The sequence below is a fragment of the Pseudomonas aegrilactucae genome (assembly GCF_019168305.1).
GTDB classification, from domain to species: Bacteria; Pseudomonadota; Gammaproteobacteria; order Pseudomonadales; family Pseudomonadaceae; genus Aquipseudomonas; species Aquipseudomonas aegrilactucae.
This window is the reverse complement of sequence record NZ_JAHTBI010000046.1, coordinates 1-25,278: the sequence shown is the minus strand read 5'-3', so window position 1 is coordinate 25,278 and position 25,278 is coordinate 1. Positions and strand designations below refer to the sequence as shown.

Below are 25,278 nucleotides of genomic sequence, written 5' to 3'. Positions count from 1 at the left end.
ATCATGTCGCAGACAAGCGGGGTTCATTCAGGATCGGTGGCGCTGCCTTCGCTGGCAAGCCAGCTCCCACAGGGGCTTGCGGCGTCCATTTAACCTCTGGGAGCTGGCTTGCCAGCGAAGGGGGCCCCGCATTACTCGAACATGAACAAGGTTTCGTTGCTGAACTGCGCCTCGAACTGGTTCGCCGGCATCGGCCGCCCGAACAGGTAGCCCTGCACCTCATCACAGCCATGCTCACGCAGGAACTCCAGCTGTTCATGGGTTTCCACGCCCTCGGCGATCACCGCCAGGTTCAGGCTGTGGGCCATGGCGATGATGGCGCGGGCGATCTGCGCGTCCTGCTCGCCCTCGGGCAACCCGTCGACGAAGGTGCGGTCGATCTTGAGCACGTCGATCGGGAACTGCTTGAGGTAGTTGAGCGATGAATAGCCGGTGCCGAAGTCGTCCACCGCGATGCTCAGGCCCAGGTTCTTCAGGCTGTCGAGAATCACCATGGCCTCGTTGACCTCGCGCATCAGGATACTCTCGGTCAGCTCCAGCTCCAGGCATGCCGGGGGCAGCCCGGTCTCGCCCAGGATGGTGGCGATGCGCGTACCCAGCTGGCCGTCGGAGAACTGGCGCGCCGAAATGTTCACCGACACCTTCGGTACCCGCACCTTGGCCTGGTGCCAGGCCTTGAGCTGGCGGCATGCTTCGTTGATGACCCAGTCACCCACGTCCACCACCAGCCCCAGTTCCTCGATCACCGGGATGAAGTCGCCCGGCGGCACCAGCCCGCGACGTGGGTGACGCCAGCGCAGCAGCGCCTCGGCCCCGGTCAGGCGCTTGCCGTCGCCACTGAACTGCGGCTGGTAGTACAGGATGAATTCGTTCTGCTCCAGGGCATGGCGCAGGTCGCTTTCCAGCTCCAGGCGTTCCAGCGCACTGGCGTTCATGTCGGCCTGGTAGAACTGGAAGTTGTTCTTGCCACGTTCCTTGGCGTGGTACATCGCGGTGTCGGCGTTCTTCATCAGTTGGCTCAGCTCGCCGCCGTCCTGCGGGCTGAGGGCGATGCCGATACTGGCAGTGACGAAGAATTCGCGGTTTTCCAGCACGAACGGGCGCACCAGGCTGGCCAGGATCTGCTCGGCCACGTGAATCGCCCGGTTCAGGGCCAGCTCGCGGGTGGCCTTGGGCTGCAGCAGCAAGGTGAATTCGTCGCCGCCCATGCGCGCCACGGTGTCATCCTCGTGCACGCAGTCGAGCAGGCGCTCGGCCATGTCCTTGAGCATGCGATCACCGGCGGCGTGGCCCAGCGAGTCGTTGATCGGCTTGAAGCGGTCCAGGTCCAGGAACATCAGCACCACCCAGGCCTTCTGCCGCTCGGCCTGCTGCAGCGCGGTGTGCAGGCGGTCCTGGAACAGCGTGCGGTTGGGCAGGTGGGTCAGGGCGTCGTAGTAGGCCAGGCGGTGGATGCGCTGTTCGCTGGCCTTGCGCTCGCTGATGTCGGTGAAGAAGCACACGTAGCTGGCCAGGTCGCCCTCGTCATCGAGCACCGCGGTGATGCCCACCCACGCCGGGTAGTGCTCGCCGTTGCGGCGCTTGAGCCACACTTCGCCTTCCCAGGTGCCGCGCTGGTGCAGTTGCTTGAGCACGTAGTGCAGGTGCGCTTCCTGCTGTTCGTCGACGGTGAGTAGGCTTGGCAACTGGTCGAGCACGTCGGCCACCGCGTAGCCACTGACCCGGCTGAACGCCTCGTTGGCCTGCACGATGTAGCCGGCGGGGTCGGTGATCAGGATCGCCGAGGTGGAGTGTTCGAATACCGTGGCGGCCATGCGCAGGTCTTTCTCGGCACGGCGCTGCTGGCTGATGTCGCGGCCAACGCCCAGGATGCCTTCGAAGTGGTTGTGCTCGTCCCACACCAGCACCACGCGCAACTCGATCGGGATCTTGCGCCCATCGGCGCGCAGGCAGTCGAACAGAAACAGCTGGGTGGTCACTTCGGTGCGCAGCCGCTCCAGTGCGGCCGGCTCGGTCAAGGCATGGCTGACCCGTTCGAACAGCGTATACAGGCCGGTCAACTGCGCCGGGTTGGCGATGGTCGACTGCCAGCCGTTGTCGAGAATCCACTGCACGTCATAGCCCAGCACCGCCTGCACCGAGGGGCTCACATAGTTGAGCTGCAAGCGCGGGTCGGTGGAGAAGATCACGTCGCTGATGCTCTCGGCGAGCATGCGGTAGCGCTGCTCGCTGTCGCGCAGCGATTCGCTGGCCTCGATCTGATCGGTGACGTCCTTGGCCACGCCGATGATGCGCTGCACGTTGCCTGCAGCGTCGCGGGTCAGGGCCTGCTCGCGAATGTCGTAGCGCCGCCAGCTCTGGTCGCGATGGCGAAAGCGCAACTGGCAGTGCAGTTGCTCGACGTAGCCGCTGTGGCGTTGCTGCTGGCGCATCTGGCGGAACTGGTCGGCGTCCTGCGGGTGCAGCAGCACTTCCCAGAAGTACTCGCCCATCTGTGCCAGCTCGTCGCGCCCATAGCCCAGGGTCTGGCCCAGGTGGCGGTTGCTGAAAATCATGCGCAGGCTGTGCACATCCTGCACGTACAGCTGGTCGGGCACCGTGCGTACCACGTCCGACCAGAAACTCTCGCGTTCCAGCAGCGACAGCTCCACACGCTTGCGGCTGGTGATGTCGCTGATGCTCAGGATCACGGCCTGATAGTCGCGGCGCTCTTCAGGGAAGCGCACCATCAGCCAATAGTGCTGATCCTGGCCCAGCTCGTCGCTCAGGCGCACTTCCAGCTCCAGCAGACGCTGACCGTTGAGCACTGCTTCGAGCAATTGCACACCGACCCCGTTGTCGCCGGGCCGCGTCTCTTCGAACAGGCGCTGCCAGGCGCTCTGGCAGCACGCCACGCCCAGCAGTTGCAGGGCGACCTGATTGACTTCGGTGATCTTCAGCTCACCCAGCAACGTGCCGCGCAGCGACGGGTCCTTGGCCAGGCGCTGGGCCAGCATCTCGGTGCTGCGCAGGCGCTGACGCTCCAGCAGTGCATCGAGGCCGGACAGGTCGAGCACGCACAGCGCCACGCCGGTGCCTTCGAAGATGTCCTGGTAGCGGCGGCGCCCTTCCTGCAGGGCGCGATGGCGGCGGCGCATGCTGAACAGCGCCAGCAGCGGGATCAGTGCGCACACCAGCCCCAGCACGCATTTGCCGATCAGCGCCGGCAGCAGTTGCTGGCGGCTTTGCGCGGCATCGAACAGGCCGCGCAGTTGCCAGTCGCTGTTGTCGATAAAGGCCAGCATGACGCTGTGCAGCGATGCGTCGTCGCGTGCGGGCGCATCGGCGTGAGCCGGATGGCGGTCCACCACCTGTGCGCTGTGGAGGTTTTCCAGCCACCACAGCGGGTGGTCAGGGCGTTCCAGGCGTGCAGTCAGGTCGCGGTAGTAGTCAGGTGCAAGGCGCAGCAGCCAGTAACCGTTGCCGGCGCTGGCGGGTTGGCGCAGCAGCAGGTAGATGAGGCTGTTGTCGGGGCTGTTGCTGAAGTAATAAGGGCGGCCGTGGCTGCGTTGCAGCAGCTCGTCGAGGGCCTGACGGTCGGCGCTGAGGCCTGCACTGTCGTGCAGCACCTTGCCTTGGGCATCCAGCCAGGCCAGGCTGCGCAGCCCCACCAGGCGCTCATGCAACTGTTCGAGCAACGGTGGCAGCTCGGCGGCGCCAGGGGCGACGGGGTGTGCTTGCACCAGGTTGAGCGCCACCTGCGAATGCAGGGCCAGGCTCAGGCTCAGGCGGTCGGCCAGGTCTGCGCTGGCGTCCAGGCTGTGCTGGCGGCGATCGGCCAGGGTATGGCGATACTGCTCGATCACCTGCCAGAACAGCAGGCCAAGCAGCAGCAGCGCAAGGATCGCCAGCGCCCCTTTCAGCGAGCCACGCAACGTCGAGCCGGACGCAGTGCCGGCTTTGCGCAGGGATGAAAGCTGAGTCAGATTGGTCAAACGGGGTTCCTGCGGTAAGGCTGTGCCACGGGGCGCTGCGCCATCAATAGCGTGGGCGCAGTGTGCGGTGTTCCTGTCGCATACCAGTCCAGGCGCGCACTATAAGCCCCACGCCCGGAGGGCGGCTAGCATGCCTTGAAGTGTGGCAAAGTGCCAGTGCTGTCCATCTGTAGGCTCGCGTCCTGTTTTTTGACATAAATTGAACACAAAGCGTTGATTGCAAAGTGCCATCTCCAGGTCTAGGATGTCCTATCTTTTTTAAAAGCAGCGGACCCACGGATGGGTGTTTCGCGCTGCTTTGGCAGGCCTTCTGCCGCCTGGGCTATTCCAGCCGGGGCAGGGCCTGCAGTCCAAATACAGGCCATGGATGTCCTACTCAAGCAAGCTGCACGCACGCTACCTCGAGCTTGCCCGGCAGGCGGTTTCCACGGAACGCTTTGCAGGCGAGGATGTACGCTTTTCCAGTGAGTACGAAGCACTGGAAGGCGAACTGAACAAGGCTCAGTCCGTTCACGAAAGCGGCCAGATCGACTGGCTCAGGGTCCTCGAGAACAGCGAGGCGCTGCTGCGCACCCAATCCAAAGACCTGCGGGTTGCTGCCTGGCTGACCTGGGCCTTGTATCAGCGCGAATCCTTTCCGGGGCTGTTGGCCGGCGTGGGCCTGTTGCAGCACCTGTGCGAGCAGCACTGGGCCCAGGTGCATCCAGCCAAGGCACGTACGCGGGCTGCGGCGATCAGCTGGCTGGTGCCGCGGCTGGAGCAGGTGCTGGGTGAAAATGTCGCGATCAAGGAACAGCTCGCGTTGTTCCGCCGCCTGGTCGAAAGCCTGCAAGGGCTCGACGCCGCCCTGACGCTGCACCTGGGCGACGAAGCCCCCCTGCTGCTGCCGTTGTGCCGGCGCCTGTCGAACATGGTGCAACGCGCCGCCGACAACCAGCCCGAGCCAGGTGCTGTGGGGGCGGTGGTGGCCCAGGTCAAACAGGCCGCCACCCAGTTGCTCACCCCCGGCGCCCCCGTCGACAGCGAGAAAGACGCGCACAAGGTCTTGCGCAGCTTGCAGGACAGCGCCCGCCCCCTGTCCACCTGGTGGCTCAAGCAGAAGGCCACCGACGTGCGCGCCCTGCGCCTGAATCGCACGCTGCTGTGGCTGCAGATCGACGCGGTGCCCGAACGCAATGCCGAGCAGGTGACGGCGCTGCGCGGGCTGCCGGTCGACCGCCTGAAGACGTATCAGGAGCGCTTCGCCAACGGCCAGTATGCCGACCTGCTGGTGGAGCTCGAAGCCAGCCTGGCCAAGTCGCCGTTCTGGTTCGACGGCCAGCGCATGGTCTGGGAATGCCTGCTGGAGCTCAATGCCGAGCAGGGCATGCGCGAGGTGGAGTTTCATTTTGCGCAGTTGCTGCAGCGCCTGCCGGGGGTGCTTGAGCTGCGCTTTCACGACGGCACCCCGTTCGCCGACCCGGCAACCCGCGGCTGGATCAACGCCAGCGTCATGCCGCACCTGCAAAGCACCAGCGCGCCGCGCAAGGCCGAGCTCGACGTCGCGGCCAGCCAGCCAGCCTGGGAGCTGGCGCTCGAGGCGGTGCTGCCGGTGCTGCGCAAAGACGGCCTCAAGCCCGCCGTACAGATTCTCAAGCAAGGCCTGCAGGCGGCCCAGGGTGGGCGCGTGCGCTTCTTCTGGCAGCTCACCCAGGCCCGGCTGTGTTTTCTGGCCAAGAAGTACGAGCTGGCCAAGACCCAGCTCGAAGCCCTCGATCACGAACTGCAACAGGCCGGCCTGCACCTGTGGGAGCCGGACCTGGCACTGGAAGTACTGCGTCTGCTGCACAGCTGTTGTGAGCTGTTGCCGCAGAACCACGCCGTGCGCGAACGCAAGGATGAGGTTTATCGCAGGCTGTGCCACCTCGACCTCGAAGTGGTACTCGACTAGGCCCCCGGGCCGCAAACGCAAGGAGAAAAGCCATGGCCAAAGAAGGCTCGGTAGCCCCCAAGGAACGCATCAACGTCACGTTCAAACCTGCCACGGGCGGTGCCCAGGAAGAAATCGAACTGCCGCTCAAGCTGCTCGCGATCGGTGACTACACCCAGCGTGCAGATGAACGCAAGGTAGAAGACCGCAAGCCCATCAGCATCGACAAGATGACGTTCGACGAGGTGCTGGCCAAGCAGGAGTTGAGCCTGACCCTCAGCGTGCCCAACTGCCTGCAGGACGACGACAGCTCCACCGACGAGCTGGGCATCAGCCTGCGCGTCAATTCGATGAAGGACTTCAACCCGGCCAGCCTGGTCGAGCAGGTGCCAGAGCTCAAGAAGCTGATGGAGCTGCGCGATGCGCTGGTGGCACTCAAGGGCCCGCTGGGCAACGCACCGGCCTTTCGCAAAGCCATCGAAGGCGTGCTTGCCGACGATGCGTCGCGTACCCGAGTGCTCGGCGAACTGGGCCTGAGCGCCACCCCGACCACCGACGCTTGAGCCTCCCCAGTCAAGGAAGAACACCATGAGCACCAGCGCAGCACAGCAAACCAGCAGCACCGATGGCGAGTACAGCATTCTCGACAACATCATCGCGCAGACCCGCCTGACCCCTGACGATGAAGCCTACGACATCGCCAAGCGCGGCGTGTCGGCCTTCATCGAGGAACTGCTCAAGCCGCACAACGACGGCGAACCGGTCAAGAAGGCCATGGTCGACCGCATGATCGCCGAGATCGATGCCAAGCTCAGCCGCCAGATGGACGCCATCCTGCACCACCCCGACTTCCAGTCGCTGGAGTCGGCATGGCGTGGCCTGCAACTGCTGGTCGACCGCACCAACTTTCGTGAAAACATCAAGATCGAAATTCTCAACGTCTCCAAGCAAGACCTGCTGGACGACTTCGAGGACTCGCCCGAGGTCATGCAGGCCGGCCTCTACAAGCACATCTACACCGCTGAATACGGCCAGTTCGGTGGCCAGCCGGTGGGCGCGATCATTGCCAACTACTTCATGTCGCCAAGCTCGCCCGACGTCAAGCTGATGCAGTACGTGTCCAGCGTCGCCTGCATGTCGCACGCCCCGTTCATCGCGGCAGCCGGCCCCAAGTTCTTCGGGCTCGAAAGCTTCACCGGCCTGCCAGACCTCAAAGACCTCAAGGACCACTTCGAAGGCCCGCAATTTGCCAAGTGGCAAAGCTTTCGCCAGTCCGAAGATGCACGCTACATCGGCCTGACCGTACCGCGCTTCCTCTTGCGCAACCCGTACGACCCGGAAGAAAACCCGGTCAAGTCCTTCGTCTACAAGGAAACCGTGGCCAACAGCCACGAGCACTACCTGTGGGGTAACACCGCCTACGCCTTCGGCACCAAGCTGACCGACAGTTTCGCCAAGTTCCGCTGGTGCCCGAACATCATTGGCCCGCAGAGCGGTGGCGCGGTAGAAGACCTGCCGTTGCACCACTTCGAAAGCATGGGCGAGATCGAAACCAAGATCCCGACCGAAGTGCTGGTATCGGACCGCCGCGAGTACGAACTGGCCGAGGAAGGCTTCATTTCCCTGACCATGCGCAAGGGCAGCGACAACGCCGCGTTCTTCTCGGCCAGTTCGGTGCAAAAGCCCAAGTTCTTCGGCATCAGCGCCGAGGGCAAGGCCGCAGAACTCAACTACAAGCTCGGCACCCAGCTGCCGTACATGATGATCGTCAACCGCCTGGCCCACTACCTCAAGGTGCTGCAGCGCGAGCAACTGGGTTCGTGGAAAGAGCGCACCGACCTGGAGCTGGAGCTCAACAAGTGGATCCGCCAGTACGTGGCCGACCAGGAGAACCCGAGCGCCGAAGTGCGTGGCCGCCGCCCGCTGCGTGCCGCCCAGATCATCGTCAGCGATGTGGAAGGCGAACCGGGCTGGTACCGCGTGAGCCTCAACGTGCGCCCGCACTTCAAGTACATGGGCGCCGATTTCACCCTGTCGCTGGTTGGCAAGCTGGATAAAGAGTAACCGGGAGCGTGCACATGACGGGATATGGCAGCCTTTTCGAGCGTCTGGGCGGCGAAGCCGACAAGCGTCGCGGCTGGAGTCGTGAAGTGGCTGCCATGGCCTCCGTCGCGGCGCACCTGGGCAAGATGCTCAGTACCCGCGCGGGCAGCGTGCAAACGCTGCCCGATTACGGCCTGGCAGACCTGAACGACATGCGTTTGAGCCTGCATGACGCGTTGAGCCAGGCGCGTCAGGCCATCGAGCAGTTCATCGAGGCCTATGAGCCGCGCCTGTCGAGCGTGCAGGTGGTGTCGCTGCCGCGTGATCACGATCAGCTCAAGCTGGCTTTCAGTATCGAAGGCCTGCTTGAGCTGGACGGGATCAAGCGCCAGGTCAGTTTTTCCGCGCGCCTGGAGGGCGGCGGCCAGGTCCGGGTCAACTGAGGTGCTCATGGCGCCACGGTTTAGCGAACAGCCCATTCGCACGCATGACTAACAGGTAATCGAGCATGTCCTTCAACCATTACTACCAGAGCGAGCTCACCGCGTTGCGCCAGTTGGGGCGACGCTTTGCCGAGCGCAGCCCGGCGCTGGCGCCGTTCCTGGGACAGGCCGGGCGCGACCCTGACGTGGAGCGCCTGCTCGAAGGTTTTGCCTTTCTCACCGGGCGCCTGCGACAGAAGCTCGATGACGAACTGCCGGAGCTGAGCCATTCGCTCATGCAGCTGCTGTGGCCCAACTACATGCGCCCGCTGCCGGCGTTCAGCATTCTGCAGTTCGACCCCCTGGGCCAGCCGGGCCCGGCCTTGCGGGTGGCGCGCGATACGCCGGTCGAGAGCCAGCCGATCGATGAGGTGCGCTGCCGTTTTCGTACCTGTTACCCCACCGATGTGATGGCGCTGGACCTCAGCGCCGTGAACTACTCGGTCAAGGGCGATGGCGCGTTGCTCAGCCTGCACCTGCAGATGAGCTGCGACGGGCATGTCGGCGAATTGGAGCTGAGCCGCCTGCGCCTGCATCTGGCGGGCGAGCGCTACATCAGTCAGATGCTCTACCTGTGCCTGCTGCGTAATGTGGAGGGCATCGAACTGGTGCCGCTGGGGGCCGATGGCAAGCCGTTCGTGCGTGCCAGCGGTGAAGGGGTGTCGCTGCGCCTGACGGGCAACCGCGTTCAACCGGTCGGTTTTGCCGAGGAGGAGGCGTTGATTCCCTACCCCTTGAACACCTTTCGTGGCTACCGCTACCTGCAGGAGTACTTTGCCTTTCAGGACAAGTTCCTGTTCGTCGACCTCGATGGCCTGGAGGTGCTCAAGTCGCTGGGGCCGGACACCCTCAAGCAGACGCGCGGGCTGGAGATTCGCTTCGATATCCGCAGGGGCGGCATCCAGCGCATGCGGCCCACGCTGGACAACGTCAAGCTCTATTGCACCCCGATCGCCAACCTGTTCCAGCACGATGCCCTGCCCATTCGCCTGGATGGCAAGCAGGACGAGTACCTGTTGCTGCCGGCCGAGTACGACCTGGAAAACTGCGGGGTGTTCTCGGTGCACAGCGTCACCGGCTGGAAACCTGGCGGGGTGGGCTACCAGGCCTATGTGCCGTTCGAGTCGTTCGAGCACGACCCCAGCTTCGACGTGCCGCAGACCAGCCCGCACTACAGCATTCGCCAGCGCTCCTCGTTGCTGCATGACGGCCTCGACACGTACCTGAGTTTCGGTATCCGCGATACCCAAACCCACGAAACGCTGTCGATCGAGCTCACCTGTACCAACCAGAACCTGCCGCGTCGGCTCAAGCTGGGCGATATCAACCAGCCTTCCGAGCAGACCCCGGAGTTCCTGACCTTTCGCAATATCACCCCGGTCACCGCCAGCTACGCACCGCCCTTGAACCGGGATTTTCTGTGGAAGCTGATCAGCAACATGTCGCTCAACTACCTGTCGCTGGCCAACGTCGATGCGCTCAAGGTGATCCTGGAAACCTACGACTTGCCGCGCTACTACGACCAGCATGCCGAGAAGGTCAGCAAGCGCCTGCTCGGCGGGCTCAAGTCGATCCGTCACGAGCACGTCGACCGCCTGCACCGCGGGCTGCCCCTGCGCGGCCTGCGCACCGAGCTGACCATCGACCCGCAGGGCTACATCGGCGAGGGCGACCTGTTCGTGTTCGCCTCGGTGCTCAACGAGTTCTTTGCCCTTTATGCCAGCCTCAACTCGTACCACGAATTGCGGGTCAAAAGTACTCAGGGAGAGGTGTACCAATGGACACCACGTATGGGCTTGCAGCCCCTGCTTTGAGCGGGCTGACCCACTCGATACGCGAGTATTCGCTGTTTCAGGCAGTGCTGCTGGTCATGGACCGGCTGCGCGAGTTTCACCCCGGTCTGGGCGAAGACGAGCTGTATGACCTGCTGGAATTCCAGGCCAACCCGAGCCTGGGCTTTCCGGGCAGCGATGTCGATCGGGTCGAATTTTTCCAGGACCACGGGCAGATGCGCGCACGCCTGCGCTTCAACCTGATCGGCCTGTGTGGCGCCAGTTCGCCGCTGCCGGCGTTCTATGTCGAACAGGCGCTGGGAGACGCCGAGGACGGCAACCCCACGCGGCATTTCCTTGACCTGTTTCACCATCGCCTGCAGCGCCTGATGCTGCCGATCTGGCGCAAGTACCGCTACCGCGCGCGCTTTCAGAGCGGTGCGCTCGACCCCTTTTCGGAGCAGTTGTTCGCCCTGATCGGGTTGGGGGGCGAACACATTCGCGCCGCCCGCGAGCTGAACTGGAAACGCCTGCTGCCGTACCTGGGCCTGCTCAGCCTGCGTGCCCACTCCGCGGCGCTGATCGAGGCTGTGCTGCGCTACTACTTCAAGCATGCGGACCTGGTGATCGAGCAGTGCATCGAGCGCCGCGTGCAGATCCTGCACGAACAGCGCAATCGACTGGGGCGTGGCAACAGCCTGCTGGGCGAGGACGTGGTGCTGGGGGAGCGGGTACGCGATCGCAACGGCAAGTTCCGCATTCACATCACCCAGCTCGACTGGCAGCGCTTCCACGAATTCCTGCCGATCGGTTTCGGCTATCAACCGCTGTGTGCGCTGGTGCGCTTCACCCTGCGCGATCCGCTGGACTACGACATCCGCCTGGTACTGCGCCAGGAAGAGATTCGCGAACTGCGCATCGGCGAAAGCAATGCCTGTCGTCTGGGATGGACGAGTTGGCTGGGTCACGAACACGCCGACGGCGTGGTGACCCTGGGAAGCAAAATTCATTAAGGACCGATGGACATGATCACTGTAGACCTGCAACAACTTATCCAGGCGCTGGACGCCGACACCCGACGCGACCTGGAGCGCTGTGCCGAACGCTGTGTGGCCCGTGGCGGCAGCAAGATCCTGGTCGAGGACCTGCTGCTGGAACTGCTCGACCGTGCCGAGGGCCTGCTCGAACGGGCCTTGCACGATGCCGACGTGGCGCCGGGCGAACTGCGTGCCAGCCTGCAGGTGCAGCTTGAACACAGTGCGTCACGCAACCCGGTGTTCGCCCCGGAACTGGTGCAGTGGCTGCAGGATGCCCTGCTGGTGGCCAACCTCGAACTGGGCAGCAGCCAGGTCGAGCAGGCCGCACTGATCCTCGCGCTGCTGCGCAACCCCCTGCGCTACGCCGGCAGCCGTTACCAGCCGCTGCTGGCCCGGCTGAACATCGAACGCCTGAAGGGGTTCGCGCTGGCGTCGCAGCCGGCCGCCCAGGGCGCCGCCGGCGGGCAGGGTGAGTCCATGCTGCAGCGCTTTACCCACAACCTCACGCAGCAGGCGCGTGACGGCCGGCTCGACCCGGTGCTGTGCCGCGATGACGCGCTGCGCCAGATGGTCGACATCCTGGCCCGGCGGCGCAAGAACAACCCGATCGTGGTGGGCGAGGCGGGCGTGGGCAAGACCGCCATCGTCGAAGGGCTGGCCTTGCGCATTGCTGCCGGTGAAGTACCGCCCGCGCTGCGCGGGGTGGAGTTGTTGTCGCTGGACATGGGCCTGCTGCAGGCCGGTGCCAGCGTAAAGGGCGAATTCGAACGGCGCCTGAAGGGGGTGATCGACGAGGTCAAGGCCGCGCCCAAGCCGGTGATCCTGTTTATCGATGAGGCCCACACCCTGATCGGCGCGGGGGGCAATGCCGGCGGTTCGGATGCGGCCAACCTGCTCAAGCCGGCGCTGGCGCGGGGCGAGTTGCGCACCATCGCTGCCACGACGTGGAGCGAATACAAGAAGTACTTCGAGAAAGACCCGGCCCTGGCCCGGCGCTTCCAGCCCGTGCAGTTGCACGAGCCGACGGTTGACGAGGCGGTGACCATATTGCGCGGCCTGGCGCAGGTGTATGAAAAAAGCCACGGCATCTACCTGCGCGATGACGCAGTGGTGGCTGCCGCACAAATGTCGGCGCGCTACCTGGCCGGCCGGCAACTGCCGGACAAGGCCGTCGACGTGCTGGACACCGCCTGCGCCCGTGTGCGCATCAGCCTGGCGGCCGCCCCGCAACGCCTGGAACGGTTGCGTGCGGCGCTGGCAGAAGGCGAGCGACAGGTTCAGGCGCAGCAGCGCGATGCCGAGGCGGGTGTGCCCATCGACCGCCAAGCGCTGCACGCACTGCAGGCGCAACTGCGCAGTGACGAGGCTGCGCAGCAGGCCGTGCAGGCCCGCTGGGAACAGCAGCGGGCGCTGGCCGAGCATGTGCTTGAGCTGCGCCGGCAACTGGCCGAGGCCCGCGAGGGCGGTGCGGCACAGGATCAGCTGTCGACCTTGCAGGCCTCGCTGGAGGCAACCCGCAGCACACTGGAGGCTGCGCAGGCGGTAGAGCGCCTGGTCAGCTTCGAAGTGTGCCCACGGCTGGTGGCCGAAGTGATCAGCGCCTGGACCGGCGTGCCGCTGGAGCAACTGGCGCGTGAACACAATGCCAAGGTGGTGCGCTTTGCCGATGACCTGCGTGCGCGCATCCGTGGCCAGGAGCAGGCCGTGCAGGCGCTGGACCGTTCGATGCGGGCCAGTGCCGCCGGGCTCGAGAAGCCCGATGCGCCGGTCGGGGTGTTCCTCTTGGTAGGCCCCAGCGGCGTGGGCAAGACCGAGACGGCCCTGGCGCTGGCCGACCTGCTGTACGGCGGTGATCGTTTCATCACCACCATCAACATGTCCGAATTTCAGGAGAAGCACACCGTTTCGCGCCTGATCGGCGCGCCACCGGGCTACGTCGGCTATGGCGAGGGTGGCATGCTGACCGAGGCCGTGCGGCAGAAACCCTATTCGGTGGTGCTGCTCGATGAAGTCGAAAAGGCCGACCCGGACGTGTTGAACCTGTTCTATCAGATCTTCGACAAGGGCGTGGCCAACGACGGCGAAGGGCGCGAGATCGATTTTCGCAACACGCTGATCCTGATGACCTCCAACCTGGCCAGCGACCACATCGCGGCACTCTGCGAGGGCGGCGAGCGCCCCTCTGCCGAGCAGCTCGAACAGGCGATCCGGCCGGCCCTGAGCAAGCACTTCAAGCCCGCCTTGCTGGCGCGCATGCGTGTCGTGCCGTATTACCCGGTGAGCGGGCCGGTACTGCGCGAGCTGGTCGAGATCAAGCTGCAGCGTTTTGGCGAGCGACTGCTGCGCCGCCAACTGGGCTTCAGCTATGCCCCGGCGCTGGTCGAGCACCTGGCCGAACGCTGCACCCAGGGCGACAGCGGTGCGCGCCTGATCGATCACCTGCTCGACCTGCACCTGCTGCCGCAGGTAGCCGACCGTGTGCTGCACGCCATGGCAGCCGGCGAGACGTTGCAGCAGGTGCATGCCACGCTCGACGGCGATGCACGCGTGAGGTGCGAGTTTGCCTGAGGTGGGGGTGATGTTCACCCATGTGCCGCAGCCTCTGCACTATGCCGAAGCCCTGCTGACGCACTTCGCCAGCCTGTCGCGCCTGGGCCGCGAGCTGGCGTTGCAGGAAACGTTCGTGCGCGCGGTGGCCGAGCTCAGCGGTTGCGAGCTCAGCCAGCTGTACCTGCTCGATGCGACCCACACCTCGCTGGGGCTTGCCGCCGAATGCCTGGGTGGGGCCGTGCAACCGCGTGGCGCTGCGAGCGTGCCGGTGGACTACAACGGCGAACAGCTGCTGCAGTTTGCGCTGTGCCAGAACCGCTCGGTGAGCCTGGTCGACCTGCCCGCCAGCCTGCTGGACACCAGTTTTCTGCCGGTGCTGCAACGCCCCTGGCAATCGCTGCTGTGCGTGCCGCTGCTCAACCCGCAGCAGACCATCGAAGGCCTGCTGCTGTGCGCCAGCCGCGAGGCCGTCGAGCTGAGCGGGTTTGCCCAGTCACTGGCGCACCTGGGGGCGTTCGTGCTGGGACAACTCGACCTGCTGCAGCGCCTGCGCCAACCCCGCGTGACGCCTGAACCGCTGGCCAGGGCCGGCGCCACCGACTACGGGTTGATCGGCAGCAGCGCCGCCATGCGGCAGACCTGCCAACTGATCAGCAAGGTGCTGCATAGCCCTTACACCGTGTTGTTGCTGGGCGAGACCGGTACCGGCAAGGAAGTGGTGGCACGCGCGATCCACGACTACGGCCCGCGGGGTTCCCAGCCGTTTGTGGTGCAGAACTGTGCGGCCCTGCCGGAGCACCTGCTGGAGAGTGAGCTGTTCGGTTACCGCCGGGGCGCCTTCACCGGCGCGCTACACGATCGCCAGGGGCTGTTCGACGCCGCCCACGGCGGCACCCTGCTGCTCGACGAGATCGGCGACATGCCGCTGTCGCTGCAGGCCAAGCTGCTGCGTGTGCTGCAGGAAGGCGAGATTCGCCCGCTGGGCTCCAATGACACGCACACCCTCGATGTGCGAATCATCGCCGCCACCCACCGTGACCTGGCGGTGCTGGTCAGCGAAGGCCGCTTTCGTGAAGACCTGTACTACCGCCTGGCGCAGTTTCCCATCGAGTTGCCGGCCTTGCGCCAGCGTGAGGGCGACGTGCCCGTGCTGGCCCGGCATTTTGCCGCCAAGGCCTGCGAGTTCCTGGGCCGCCAACCGCTGCACTGGTCGCCGGCGGCATTGGCCTGCCTGGATGGGCTTGCCTTGCCGGGCAACGTGCGCGAGCTCAAGGGGCTGGTCGAGCGCGCGGTACTGCTGTGCGACGGCGACTGTCTGCTGCCCGAGCACGTTGCACCGGTCAGCGAAGTACCGGCGCCGGACACCGGCCTGAACCTGCGCGAGCGCCTGGAGAACGTGGAGCGGCACTGGCTGCTCGACTGCCTGCGCAAGAACGCCGGCAACCAGACCCTGGCCGCGCGCGAGCTGGGCCTGCCCCGGCGCACCCTGCTGTACCGCCTGGGGCGGCTGAATATCAACCTTGGCGAATTCGAAGGTTGAGCGGCCATGGCGACAAACAGTCTGTTTTCCCGTTCAACCGCGTGCTGCCCGAGCCGGGTGGCACCCCGTGCACTGCCTACCGATGGAGATTCGCCAATGTCTGTTCGTCACTGGCCCGCCGTACTGCTGGCGCTGATTGTGCTCAGCGGCATGGGCGGCTGTAGCGGCAATTACAAATTCAACGACGACACCTATCGCCCGCTGGGTGATCCGCAGGCAGCCAGCCGCGGCAAGTGAGTGCAAGGAGCATCAACATGGAACTGGTTCTGCAAACGCAGGGACGCAGCAAGACCTTCACCCGTGCAGGCGGTGTGATCGGGCGCGACGAGGCCTGTGACTGGGTCATCGCCGACGCGCAGCGGCACGTATCGAAAAGGCATGCGCTGATCACCTGCCAGGAGGGTGCGTTCTTCCTCACCGACATCAGCAGCAACGGCACCCGCGACGGGCGCAGCGGTGCACAACTGCGCAAAGGCGAACCTCAGCGTATCGAGCAGGACAGCGTATTTCTGCTGGGCAGTTTCGAGGTGCGCGCGCGGCTGGTCAGCCAGGCCGCGGCAGACGTCGAAGTGGGCCTGCCCAGTGCCGCCGGCAGCATCATCCCCGACGACGCCTTTCTCGACCAGAACCCGTTCCATGCACTTGACCAGCAAGAGGGCGAGCCTTCGCCACTCGACGCATTGAGCGCGCTGGACACGGTGGTGCCGATGGCCCGCCAGCGCCCGGACTACGCCCGAGTGGACAGGGAAAGCCTGCTGGTGCCCAACCTGGTTGCGCAACCGCAGATCAGTAGCGAGGCGCAGGCCGCACCGCCACCGCCACCGCAGCATGACGAGCGCTTCTGGTGCGCCTTTGGCGAGGCCCTGGGGGTCGACCTCGGCGGGCTCGACGCCGCTGCCCGTGAAGCCCTGGCGATCAAGGCTGCCGGCCTGCTCAGGCACAGCATCGGCGGCCTGCAGCAAAGCCTGCGCACCCGCAGCGAACTGAAGAACGAACTGCGCCTGGCCCTGACCACCTCCCACCGGGCCAGCCACAACCCGCTGAAGTCGGCCATCGATGCCGGTCAGGCGCTGGGCCTGTTGCTGCAGGCCAGTGCGCCGGGCCAGCTACCCGCGACCCAGGCCGTGACCCAGGCCTACCGCGACCTGCAGGCACACCAGGTGGCGATGCTGACGGCCAGTCGCGCTGCCTTGCACGGGGTGCTGGAGCACTTTTCGCCACGCCAGTTGACCTTGCGTTTCGAGCGCGGTCGCACGCCGCTGCTGCGCACGGCTGCCAGCCAGTGGCGCGCCTTCGTGCGCTACCACCAGGCCCTGGGCCAGGACGATGAATGGAGCGAGCGCCTGCTGGCGCGCGACTTCGCCCAGGCCTACGCCGAACAGGTTCGCCTGATCGGCACCCTTCACACCGACGCCCAAGGATGATGCCCATGCTGCGCTGCAAGACCCTTTTCTCCACCGGCCTGATGGCCCTGGCGCTGCTGCTGGCCGGCTGCGCCTCGCTGTCGCCGTACTCGGCGTTGACCAAGCTGCACCTGACCCTCAATGCCGGTGACCAGCTCAATCCCGACCTCAATGGCCGGCCCTCCCCCATCGTGGTGCGCCTGTTCGAACTCAAGCACCCGGTGGCCTTCGAGAACGCCGACTTCTTCAGCCTGTACGAGCGGGCCAAGGAGTCCCTGGCGCCGGACCTGGTGGTCAGCGAAGAACTGGAGCTGCGCCCCGGTGAGCAACTGGCGCTGCGCTTGAGCGTGGAACCTGGCAGCCGCTACGTCGGCGTGCTGGCGGCCTACCGCGACCTCGACCAGACGCAGTGGCGCTACGTGATCCAGATCGCCCCCCAGGCGCTCAACAACGCCAGCCTGACACTGGACCAGGCCGGGATTCGCAACAGCAACGCCACACTGGCCCGGACGGAAAACTGATCATGCACGTGCACAAAGTCATTTGGCAGGAAGGCATGCTGCTGCGCCCGCAGCACTTCCAGCACAACGATCGCTACTACGACTACCAGATGAAAACCCGTACCCAGCTGCTGGGCAGCTACAACTGGGGGTTCCTCAGCCTTGAGATCGACCAGCAGTTTCTCAGCATGGGCAAGCTGGTGGTCAGCCAGGCCAGCGGCGTGCTGCCCGACGGCAGCCTGTTCGAGCTCAGCAGCAACATCGAGCCGCTGGCCCTGGACATTCCGCCCAACACCGGCAACACGCCGGTGTACCTGGCGCTGCCGCTGGTCACCGGCAACCACATCGAGACCCGTCGCCTGGAACAGTCCGACGTGCTGGCGCGGTACATCGCCTACGAGGCGCCGGTCAGCGACTCCAATGCCGGCGATGACATCAACAGTGACATCAGCTGCGCACGGCCGGATTTTCGCCTGCTGCTGGGCGAGCAGCAAGGCGATCAGGCCTACGTCAAACTCAAGCTCTGCGCCGTGCTCGACACCACCCCGGACGGGGTCATCAGCCTCGACCCCGAGTTCGTACCGACCTTCATTCACACCCACGCCTCCAGCTACCTGCTGTCGTGCCTGAAAGAGGTGATCAGCATGCTCGGCCACCGTGGCGACACGATTGCCGAGCGCATCCGCTCCAACGGCAAGGTCGGTGGCGCCGAGGTGGGCGACTTCATGATGCTGCAACTGATCAACCGCACCGAGCTGCTGCTGCGCCACTACCTGGGCCTGGACCAGCTGCACCCCGAGGAGCTGTACCGCACCCTGCTGACCATGCTCGGGGACCTGGCCACCTTTGCCAGCGACAGCAAGCGCCCGCGGGTCGACAGCCGCTACCAGCACAGCGACCAGGGCGCGAGCTTTCGCCGGCTCATGGACGGCATTCGCGAGGTGCTGTCGATGGTGCTGGAGCAACACGCCATCGAGCTGGACCTGCAGACCCGCCAGTACGGCATTCTGGTGGCCTCGGTGCACGACCAGACGCTGCTGGCCTCGGCCTCGTTCGTGCTGGCGGCCAGCGCCAACTGCGACAGCGAAACCCTGCGCACGCGCCTGCCTTCGCACCTCAAGGTCGGCCCGGTGGAACGTATTCGGCAACTGGTCAACCTGCACCTGCCGGGCATCAAGGTGGTGCCGTTGCCGGTCGCTCCACGGCAGATCCCGTTCCATTCCAACAAGACCTACTTCCTGCTCGAGTTCAATGCCGAGGACCAGGCCCACCTGGAGCGTTCCGGTGGTTTTGCATTCCATGTCTCGGGCGACTTCGCCGAGCTTGAACTGAAATTCTGGGCCATCAGGAACTGACCGCCATGCACAAGGACATCGAACACCGTCAGGACGACAAGACCGTGCTGGTGGACCGCCAGGGCCAGGTGCCCAGGCAGGTCCCGCTGACCGACGCGGGTGCCGCCCCACGCCTGGAACAGCTGGAAGACCGGATGATCTACTCGGCCCGCCTGGGCCCGGCCGAGGCCATCAACATCAGCCTCAACACGCTGGTGGCAGCGGCCTCCGACCTGCTCTCGCACGTGGTGCGGCTCAAGCACAGCGACACGCCCGAGGACATGGACGCGCTCAACCAGACACTCACCCATGGCATCAAGCTGTTCGAGGCGCATGCCCTGCACAACGGGGCCGAGCCCAGCCAGGTGATGACCGCCCGCTACGTGCTGTGCTCGGTGCTGGACGAAGCCGTGGTCACCACCTCCTGGGGCAACGAGAGCGAGTGGGCGCAGATGAGCCTGCTCAGCAGTTTTCACAACGAGACCTTCGGTGGCGAAAAGTTTTTCCAGCTGCTCGATCGCCTGTCCAAGAACCCGGTCAAGCACCTGCCGATGCTGGAACTGATGTACCTGTGCCTGTCGCTGGGGTTCGAGGGCAAGTACCGCGTGATGGTGCGCGGCATGCTCGAACTCGAAGGCATTCGCGATGCGTTGTTCCGCCAGGTGCGGCAACTGCGCGGGGACGCCCCGCGCGAGCTGTCGCCGCAGTGGGAAGGGCTCAACGATCAGCGTCGCAGCCTGGTGCGGGTGGTGCCGTGGTGGATGGTCGCGCTGTTCGCGCTGATCTGCCTGGTGGTGATGTATTCGGGTTTCGCCTGGGTGTTGGGCGAACAGCGCGAGACCGTGCTGCAACCTTTCCAGCAGCTTGACCCCGAGACGGTCCAGGCGCAGCAGTAGAACAGGGACGTGTAATGAAAAACTTCTTCAAGAAAGTCGGCGACTTCCTGCGCAAGACGTGGGTCTGGACGCTGTTGCTGGTGCTGTCGCTGGTACTGCTGGTGTGGTTCGTGGGGCCGCTGCTGGCGGTCGACGATCATCGCTTCTGGGCATCGGCCACCTCGCGGCTGCTGACCATCAGCGCGCTGTTCCTGTGCTGGGGGCTGGGCATGGTGTTCGCCAGTTGGCGCGCCGGGGTGCGCAAGCAGGCGGTTGAGGAGAGCGAAGACGGCCAGGAACGCCTGCGCCGTGAAGAGCGCATCGACGAGGAACACAAGGAACTGCGCAGCCGCTTCAGCGAAGCCTTGCGCACGCTCAAGGCCTCGAGCCTGTACAGCGGGCGCAGCGAGCGCTGGCGCAACGACCTGCCCTGGTACCTGCTGATCGGCCCGCAGGGCAGCGGCAAGACCAGCCTGCTGGACTTCTCCGGCCTGGAGTTCCCGCTGAACAAGCTGGAACGCCAGCTTACCCGTGACACCCGGGGTACCCGCCATTGCGACTGGTACTTCGCCGACCATGCGGTACTGATCGACACGGCCGGACGCTACCTGACCCAGGAAACCAGCGAGGTCGACGCCAGTGCCTGGCGCACCTTGCTCAACCTGCTGCGCCGGCGCAGCCGTAGCCGTCCGCTCAATGGCGTGCTGGTCAGCGTACCGGTCGAACTGCTGCGCAGTGGTGACGAGAAGGGCCTGGAAAACCTGGCGCGCCAGGTACACGCACGGTTGCAGGAGGTGCAGCAGACGCTGCACGTGCAGGTGCCGGTGTACCTGGTACTGAGCAAGGCCGACCAGTTGCAGGGCTTTGACGACTTCTTCGACCAGTTGAGCCGTGAAGAAAGCGACCAGGTGCTGGGCAGCACCTTTGCCAAGGACCAGAACGGCACCGATGTGGCCGTGCTGCGTCAGGCGTTCGAAGCGCTGCTGCGCCGCCTCAACAGCCAGGTGATCATGCGCATGCACCACGAGCGCGATACCCAGCGGCGTGCGCGCATCCTCGATTTCCCGCACCAGCTGGCGCAGATCGGCGAGCAACTGTGCCTGTTCGTCGACATCGCCTTCACCGGCAACCGCTATCAGCGTGGCAGCCAACTGCGAGGGTTCTACCTCACCAGTGCCCCGCACCTGACCCAGCAACTGGACCCGGACACGGCCAGCATCGGCGCCAACCTGGGCTTGCCCAGCGCGGTACTGCCTACCTTGCGCAGCGGGCGTTCGCGGTTCATCCATCACCTGCTCAGCCGGGTGATCTTCCCCGAGGCCGACCTGGCCGGCCTCGACCAGCGCGAACGGAGCCGCATTCACTGGGGCCAGCGTGCCCTGTATGTCAGCGCGCTGGGCGTGCTGGCGTTTTGCGGGCTGTTGTGGGCAGGCGGCTTCACGGCCAACCACGATCGCCTCGAACAACTGCGCGGGCTGGGCCAGGCATGGGCCGGACAACGTGCGGCACTGACCCCGCAGAGCGAGGCCATGGCAGCACTCACGCCGCTGGACACCAGCTATGCCGCGACCCAGGTGTTCCCGCCCGCCAGCGAAGCGTCGCTGCATGAGCGCCTGGGCCTGTACCAGGGCGAGCAGAGCAACCCGTTGTTGCGCAGCGCCTATGAACAGGAACTGCACACGCAACTGCTGCCACGTGTGGCCAGGCAGCTCGAGGGGCAGATTCGCGCCAACCTGCGTGACCGTGAACGCCTGCTCAACAGCCTGCGCGCCTACCTGATGCTGAACATGCAGGACCGTCGCGAAGCGGCCTGGCTGCAGGAGTGGATGGCTGCCGACTGGTCGCGGCGCTACGCGGGCAACACGGCGGTGCAAAATGGCCTCAACGCGCACTTCGAACGCCTGATGCAGTTGCCGTTCAGCTACCCGCTGGACCAGCAACTGGTGGCCCAGGCGCGCAAGGTGCTGCGCAGCGAGTCGCTGGTCAACGTGGTGTACCGGGTGTTGCGCGAGCAGGCCAGCAGCCTGCCCGACTACCGCCTCAGCCAGCACCTTGGCCCTCAAGGCGGGCTGTTTTTCGGCACCGACTACGTGATCCCCGGTTTCTATACCCAGCAGGGCTACGAGCAGTACTTTTCGGTGCAGGGCTCGGCCCTGGTCAGCGAACTGCTGCGTGACAACTGGGTACTGGGCGAGGGCAGCGGGATCAGCGACATGGACATGCGCCGCCTGCTGGTAGCGCTGGAGCAACAGTATTTTCGCGACTACGCCAACCACTGGAGCGAGGCCGTCGGCCAGATTGGCCTGCAGCCGTTCAGCGACGCCGGCGAGGGCGCCGAGCAACTGGCCGGGTTGACCTCGGCCAACTCGCCGGTGCTGCAACTGCTGGTGCAGGTGCGCGACAACACCGTGTTCGAGCCCGTGCCGGACAGCGTCGATGAGCCTGCCGAGGCCGCAGCAGGCGAGCCTGGCAAGGGCGTCAAGTTGAACAAGAAGGCCAAGGCCGCAGTGGCCGTGGCCGGCAAGGTGCAGGGCGCGTTGGCGAGCAAGCCTGCGGTGGCGGCCAAGCCGCTGCCGGACACCGCGAAAAAATCCCTGCAGCGACGCTTCGAACCCTTGCACCGCCTGCTCGACGAAAACAATGGCCCGTCGGCCGACCTCTCCCCGGCGCTGCAGGCGCTCAACGACCTGCAACTGCAGATGGCCGGGCTGGCTCGGGCCAGCCAGCCCGAGCAGGTGGCGTTCGAGCTGGCCAAGACCCGCATGGGGGGCCAGCGCGATGCGCTGAGCGCGCTGCGCAACGCCTCGGTACGGTTGCCGCGCCCGCTCAACAGCTGGTTCAACCTGCTGGCCGAGGACAGCTGGCGACTGGTGCTCAACGATGCCTACCTGTACGTGAACCAGCGCTATCAAAGCGAGCTTTATGGTTTCTACGGCGAGGCGATCCAGCAGCGCTACCCGTTCGACGCGCACAGCACCAGTGATGTGGCGATCAACGATTTTCGCGAATTCTTCAAGGCCCAGGGCATTGCCGACCGCTTCTTCGAAACCTACCTGCGCCCGTTTGTCAGCGGCGACCCGGGCAGCTATCGCCTGCGCAGCATCGATGGCCAGAACCTGCCGATCTCGCGGGTCTACCTGGACCAGATGGCCAAGACCCAGGTGATCCGCCAGAGCTTCTTCGCCGAAAACCCGGCGCAGCCCCAGGTGCAGTTCAAGCTGGAGCCCTACACCCTGGATTCGGCGGTGAGCCGTGCCGAGTTCCGCTTTGGCGATCGGCAACTGGACTACCGCCATGGCCCGGTGGTGCCCATGACCTTCAACTGGCCGACCGATGCCGAGGGCGGGCGTGCCAGCCTGGTGCTCGAACGCATGGTCGAGCGCCCGATCGGGATCGAGAAGAACACCGGGCCGTGGTCGTTGTTCCGCCTGTTCGACCTGATGCAGACCGAGTACCTCAAAGGCCGCGACGTGCTGGTGCTCAAGGCCGAAGTGGGCGGACTGCGCGCCAACTATCTGTTGAGCAGCCAGCGCACGCCGAACCCGTTCGATGTGGGCGCGCTGCGTGGCTTCCGCCTGCCGGGGGAGCTCTAGATGCAGGCCGGTGCACGCTGGCGCAGCGCGGCGCGTACCGACCCCGGCAAGGTGCGCATGCGTAACGAGGACGCCTTTCTGGAGTGCCCGGCGCAGGGCTTGTGGGCCGTGGCCGATGGCATGGGCGGCTACCGCAGTGGCGATGTCGCCAGCCAGCTGATTGTTGCCAGCCTTGCCGAGTTGCCCAGCCAGGGCAGCTTCGATGAGCGCCTCAAGGGCCTGCGCGAGTGCCTGCACTGGATCAACCGGCGCCTTGGCCAGGAGCTGACCGTCACCGAGGCGCACCACGACAGCATCATGGGCAGCACGGTGGTGGCGCTGTTGCTCGACGGTGAGCGCGCGGCGTGCATCTGGGCCGGCGACAGCCGCTGCTACCTGTGGCGCCAGCAGCGCCTGTACCAGCTGTCGCGTGACCATTCGCTGCAGCAGCAATTGATCGACCAGCAGCACATGAGCGCCGAGCAGGCGCGGGCGCACCCGGGCTCGCGGGCACTGACCCGTGCACTGGGTGCCAGCGAGCAACTGACCCTGGAGGTGCTGGAGCTGCAGGTGTACCCCGGGGATGCATTCCTGCTGTGCAGTGACGGCCTGTATCAGGAGCTGAGCAGCGATGCGCTGGGCAAGGCGCTGAGCCTGGCGTCGGCGCAGGTCGCGTTGCAGCGTTTGTTCGAAGGGGCGTTGCGCGGCGCGGCCAGGGATAACCTGACTGCGGTGGTGGTGCGTCAATGAGCAAGCACCAGCCTGACCTTCAGGCCCTGCTGGCGACGCAGGCCAGCGATGCCAACCTGACCTATTTTGCCTTCGTCAACGGGCAACTGGCCGCGCCGACGCCCGTTGCAGGCAAGCGCAAGGGGCGGCGCGGCGGCAAGAAAAAAGCGGCGCAGACACCGCCACTGTTGCCGCTACCGCAGGTGCTGGCCGGGCGGTATCGGCTGGAGCGCCTGCTCGGTGCCGGCGGCATGGGCACGGTGTATCGCGCGCGCGACCTGGTGCGCGAGCGATTCGGTGACCCGCAGCCGTGCGTGGCGCTCAAGCTCATGAGCGAGGCGCTGGCCGGCTCGCCCGATGCCAACGCGCTGTTGTTCAGCGAGTTCGCCCTGACCCGTCATGTGGCACACCCACAGGTGGTTCAGCTGTACAGCTTCGAGATCGACAGCCAGAGCCAGCGCGGCTTCATCACCATGGAGCTGCTGCGCGGGCCGGCGCTGGACAAGCTGCTGTGCGAACAGCCGACCGGCCTGCACGGCCAGGCGTTGAACGCGATCGTGTTGCCACTGCTCGACGCCTTGGCCAACTGCCATGCGCGGGGCGTCTTTCACGGCGACCTCAAGCCCAGCAACGTGATGCTCGTCGAAGACGGTGTGCGCCTGTTCGATTTCGGCCTGGGCCAGGCCGAGCCAGGCGTACTGGCAAGCCTGGCGCACCTGAGCCGTGAGCGTTTCAACGCCTGGACGCCGGGCTACGCGGCGCCGGAACTGCTCGAGCACGGCACGCTGGGTGCGGCGGGCGACCTGTATGCGGTGGGCTGCCTGATCTATGAGCTGGCCAGTGGCAGGCATCCCTATCGACGCCTGCCTTCCACCCAGGCCCGTGCCGAGCAGCTGGACCTTGGGTTGTCGCGGCCCCCCAACCTGACAGCGCATGGCTGGGCGGCGCTGAAAGAGGCGCTGGCATTCGACCCGGCCCGACGCACGATCAGCGCACGGCAGTTGCGTCAGGCGATGGCCTCGGAAGAGGGATTTTTTCGGCGCGTGCTATCGCGTTTCAGCCGGTGATCACTCACCCCACCCTTTTTACGTCGCTCGTGCCTTCCAGGCGCGGGCGGCATTGCAGCACAGCAGGAGGAACACCGGATGTTCTCAGCGGCCAACCAGCCCCATTTCACCCTGACCCTGGACGGGGCCGACAGCGACTTTCAGGTGCTGTCGTTCACCGGGCGCGAAGCGCTCAGCCAGCCGTTCGAGTTCGAACTGGAACTGGTCAGTGAAAGGGCTTCGCTGAACCTGGAGTCCCTCCTGCACAAGTTGGCCTTTTTGCAGCTGTCGCCCAGCGGCAGCGGCATTCACGGGCTGGTCTACAGCGCCGCGCAAGGTGAAGCCGGGCGGCGCCTGTCGCGCTACCGCCTGGTGCTGCGCCCGCAGCTGGCGTACCTGGCGCACCGCATCAACCAGCGCATCTTCCAGCACAAGACGGTGCCGCAGATCATCGCGCAGGTGCTTGAAGAGCACGGCATCCTCGCCAGCGACCACCGCTTCGTGCTCAGCGC

General features: G+C 65.5%; 17 protein-coding genes and 2 pseudogenes. 17 read left to right on the top strand and 2 right to left on the bottom strand.

What is annotated here, in order from left to right:
• Positions 1-131 precede the first annotated feature (131 nt).
• Both KUO17_RS13360 and KUO17_RS27440 read right to left on the bottom strand, forming a co-directional pair.
• Positions 132-2,960, bottom strand: a pseudogene (locus tag KUO17_RS13360) (sensor domain-containing protein); the annotation flags it as partial.
• Positions 2,961-3,031: 71 nt separating this feature from the next.
• Positions 3,032-3,974: pseudogene (locus KUO17_RS27440) on the bottom strand (diguanylate phosphodiesterase); the annotation flags it as partial.
• 367 nt (positions 3,975-4,341) lie between these two features.
• Here KUO17_RS27440 and tssA point away from each other — a divergent pair.
• The 17 genes from tssA to KUO17_RS13275 form a co-directional block, all read left to right on the top strand.
• The gene (gene tssA / locus KUO17_RS13355) at positions 4,342-5,904 is read left to right on the top strand and encodes a type VI secretion system protein TssA (RefSeq protein ID WP_217976026.1); all 1,563 of its coding nucleotides are present in this window, start codon (positions 4,342-4,344) and stop codon (positions 5,902-5,904) included.
• 32 nt (positions 5,905-5,936) lie between these two features.
• Positions 5,937-6,446 carry a type VI secretion system contractile sheath small subunit gene (tssB, locus tag KUO17_RS13350; RefSeq protein ID WP_217976025.1) on the top strand — a complete coding sequence of 170 codons (510 nt, stop codon included), beginning with the start codon at positions 5,937-5,939 and terminating at the stop codon, positions 6,444-6,446.
• A 25-nt stretch (positions 6,447-6,471) separates the two neighbouring features.
• Entirely contained in the window at positions 6,472-7,947 is a 1,476-nt protein-coding gene (gene tssC, locus KUO17_RS13345; protein ID WP_043860559.1) for a type VI secretion system contractile sheath large subunit, read from the top strand.
• Positions 7,948-7,961: 14 nt separating this feature from the next.
• On the top strand, positions 7,962-8,369 hold the full coding sequence (gene tssE, locus KUO17_RS13340; protein ID WP_217976024.1) for a type VI secretion system baseplate subunit TssE: 408 nt from the start codon (positions 7,962-7,964) through the stop codon (positions 8,367-8,369).
• A 65-nt stretch (positions 8,370-8,434) separates the two neighbouring features.
• Complete coding sequence (gene tssF, locus KUO17_RS13335; RefSeq protein WP_217976023.1) at positions 8,435-10,222, top strand: type VI secretion system baseplate subunit TssF; 1,788 nt, start codon at positions 8,435-8,437, stop codon at positions 10,220-10,222.
• On the top strand, positions 10,186-11,193 hold the full coding sequence (tssG, locus tag KUO17_RS13330) for a type VI secretion system baseplate subunit TssG (protein ID WP_217976022.1): 1,008 nt from the start codon (positions 10,186-10,188) through the stop codon (positions 11,191-11,193). Before tssF ends, tssG begins: the two co-directional genes overlap by 37 nt.
• Positions 11,194-11,199: 6 nt before the next feature.
• Positions 11,200-13,785 carry a type VI secretion system ATPase TssH gene (gene tssH, locus KUO17_RS13325; protein WP_217976021.1) on the top strand — a complete coding sequence of 862 codons (2,586 nt, stop codon included), beginning with the start codon at positions 11,200-11,202 and terminating at the stop codon, positions 13,783-13,785.
• A gap of 10 nt (positions 13,786-13,795) precedes the next feature.
• Entirely contained in the window at positions 13,796-15,307 is a 1,512-nt protein-coding gene (locus tag KUO17_RS13320) for a sigma 54-interacting transcriptional regulator (protein WP_217976020.1), read from the top strand.
• Positions 15,308-15,403: 96 nt separating this feature from the next.
• On the top strand, positions 15,404-15,544 hold the full coding sequence (locus KUO17_RS13315; protein ID WP_217976019.1) for a type VI secretion protein: 141 nt from the start codon (positions 15,404-15,406) through the stop codon (positions 15,542-15,544).
• Between the two features lie 17 nt (positions 15,545-15,561).
• On the top strand, positions 15,562-16,731 hold the full coding sequence (gene tagH / locus KUO17_RS13310) for a type VI secretion system-associated FHA domain protein TagH (protein ID WP_217976018.1): 1,170 nt from the start codon (positions 15,562-15,564) through the stop codon (positions 16,729-16,731).
• Positions 16,732-16,736: 5 nt separating this feature from the next.
• Positions 16,737-17,231 (top strand): type VI secretion system lipoprotein TssJ, encoded by a 495-nt coding sequence (tssJ, locus tag KUO17_RS13305; RefSeq protein ID WP_217976017.1) that lies wholly within the window; start codon positions 16,737-16,739, stop codon positions 17,229-17,231.
• A 2-nt stretch (positions 17,232-17,233) separates the two neighbouring features.
• Positions 17,234-18,565 (top strand): type VI secretion system baseplate subunit TssK, encoded by a 1,332-nt coding sequence (gene tssK, locus KUO17_RS13300; protein WP_217976016.1) that lies wholly within the window; start codon positions 17,234-17,236, stop codon positions 18,563-18,565.
• Positions 18,566-18,570: 5 nt separating this feature from the next.
• Positions 18,571-19,440: a type IVB secretion system protein IcmH/DotU gene (icmH, locus tag KUO17_RS13295; RefSeq protein ID WP_217976015.1), complete on the top strand. Its 870-nt coding sequence runs from the start codon at positions 18,571-18,573 to the stop codon at positions 19,438-19,440.
• A 14-nt stretch (positions 19,441-19,454) separates the two neighbouring features.
• A complete protein-coding gene (gene tssM, locus KUO17_RS13290) occupies positions 19,455-23,012 on the top strand; it encodes a type VI secretion system membrane subunit TssM (protein ID WP_217976014.1) in 3,558 nt (1,185 codons plus the stop codon).
• Complete coding sequence (locus tag KUO17_RS13285) at positions 23,013-23,741, top strand: PP2C family protein-serine/threonine phosphatase (RefSeq protein ID WP_217976013.1); 729 nt, start codon at positions 23,013-23,015, stop codon at positions 23,739-23,741.
• On the top strand, positions 23,738-24,787 hold the full coding sequence (locus tag KUO17_RS13280) for a serine/threonine-protein kinase (RefSeq protein ID WP_217976012.1): 1,050 nt from the start codon (positions 23,738-23,740) through the stop codon (positions 24,785-24,787). Before KUO17_RS13285 ends, KUO17_RS13280 begins: the two co-directional genes overlap by 4 nt.
• Before the next feature lie 78 nt (positions 24,788-24,865).
• Positions 24,866-25,278: contractile injection system protein, VgrG/Pvc8 family (locus tag KUO17_RS13275; RefSeq protein WP_255263570.1), on the top strand; the 413-nt coding region annotated here is incomplete at its 3' end.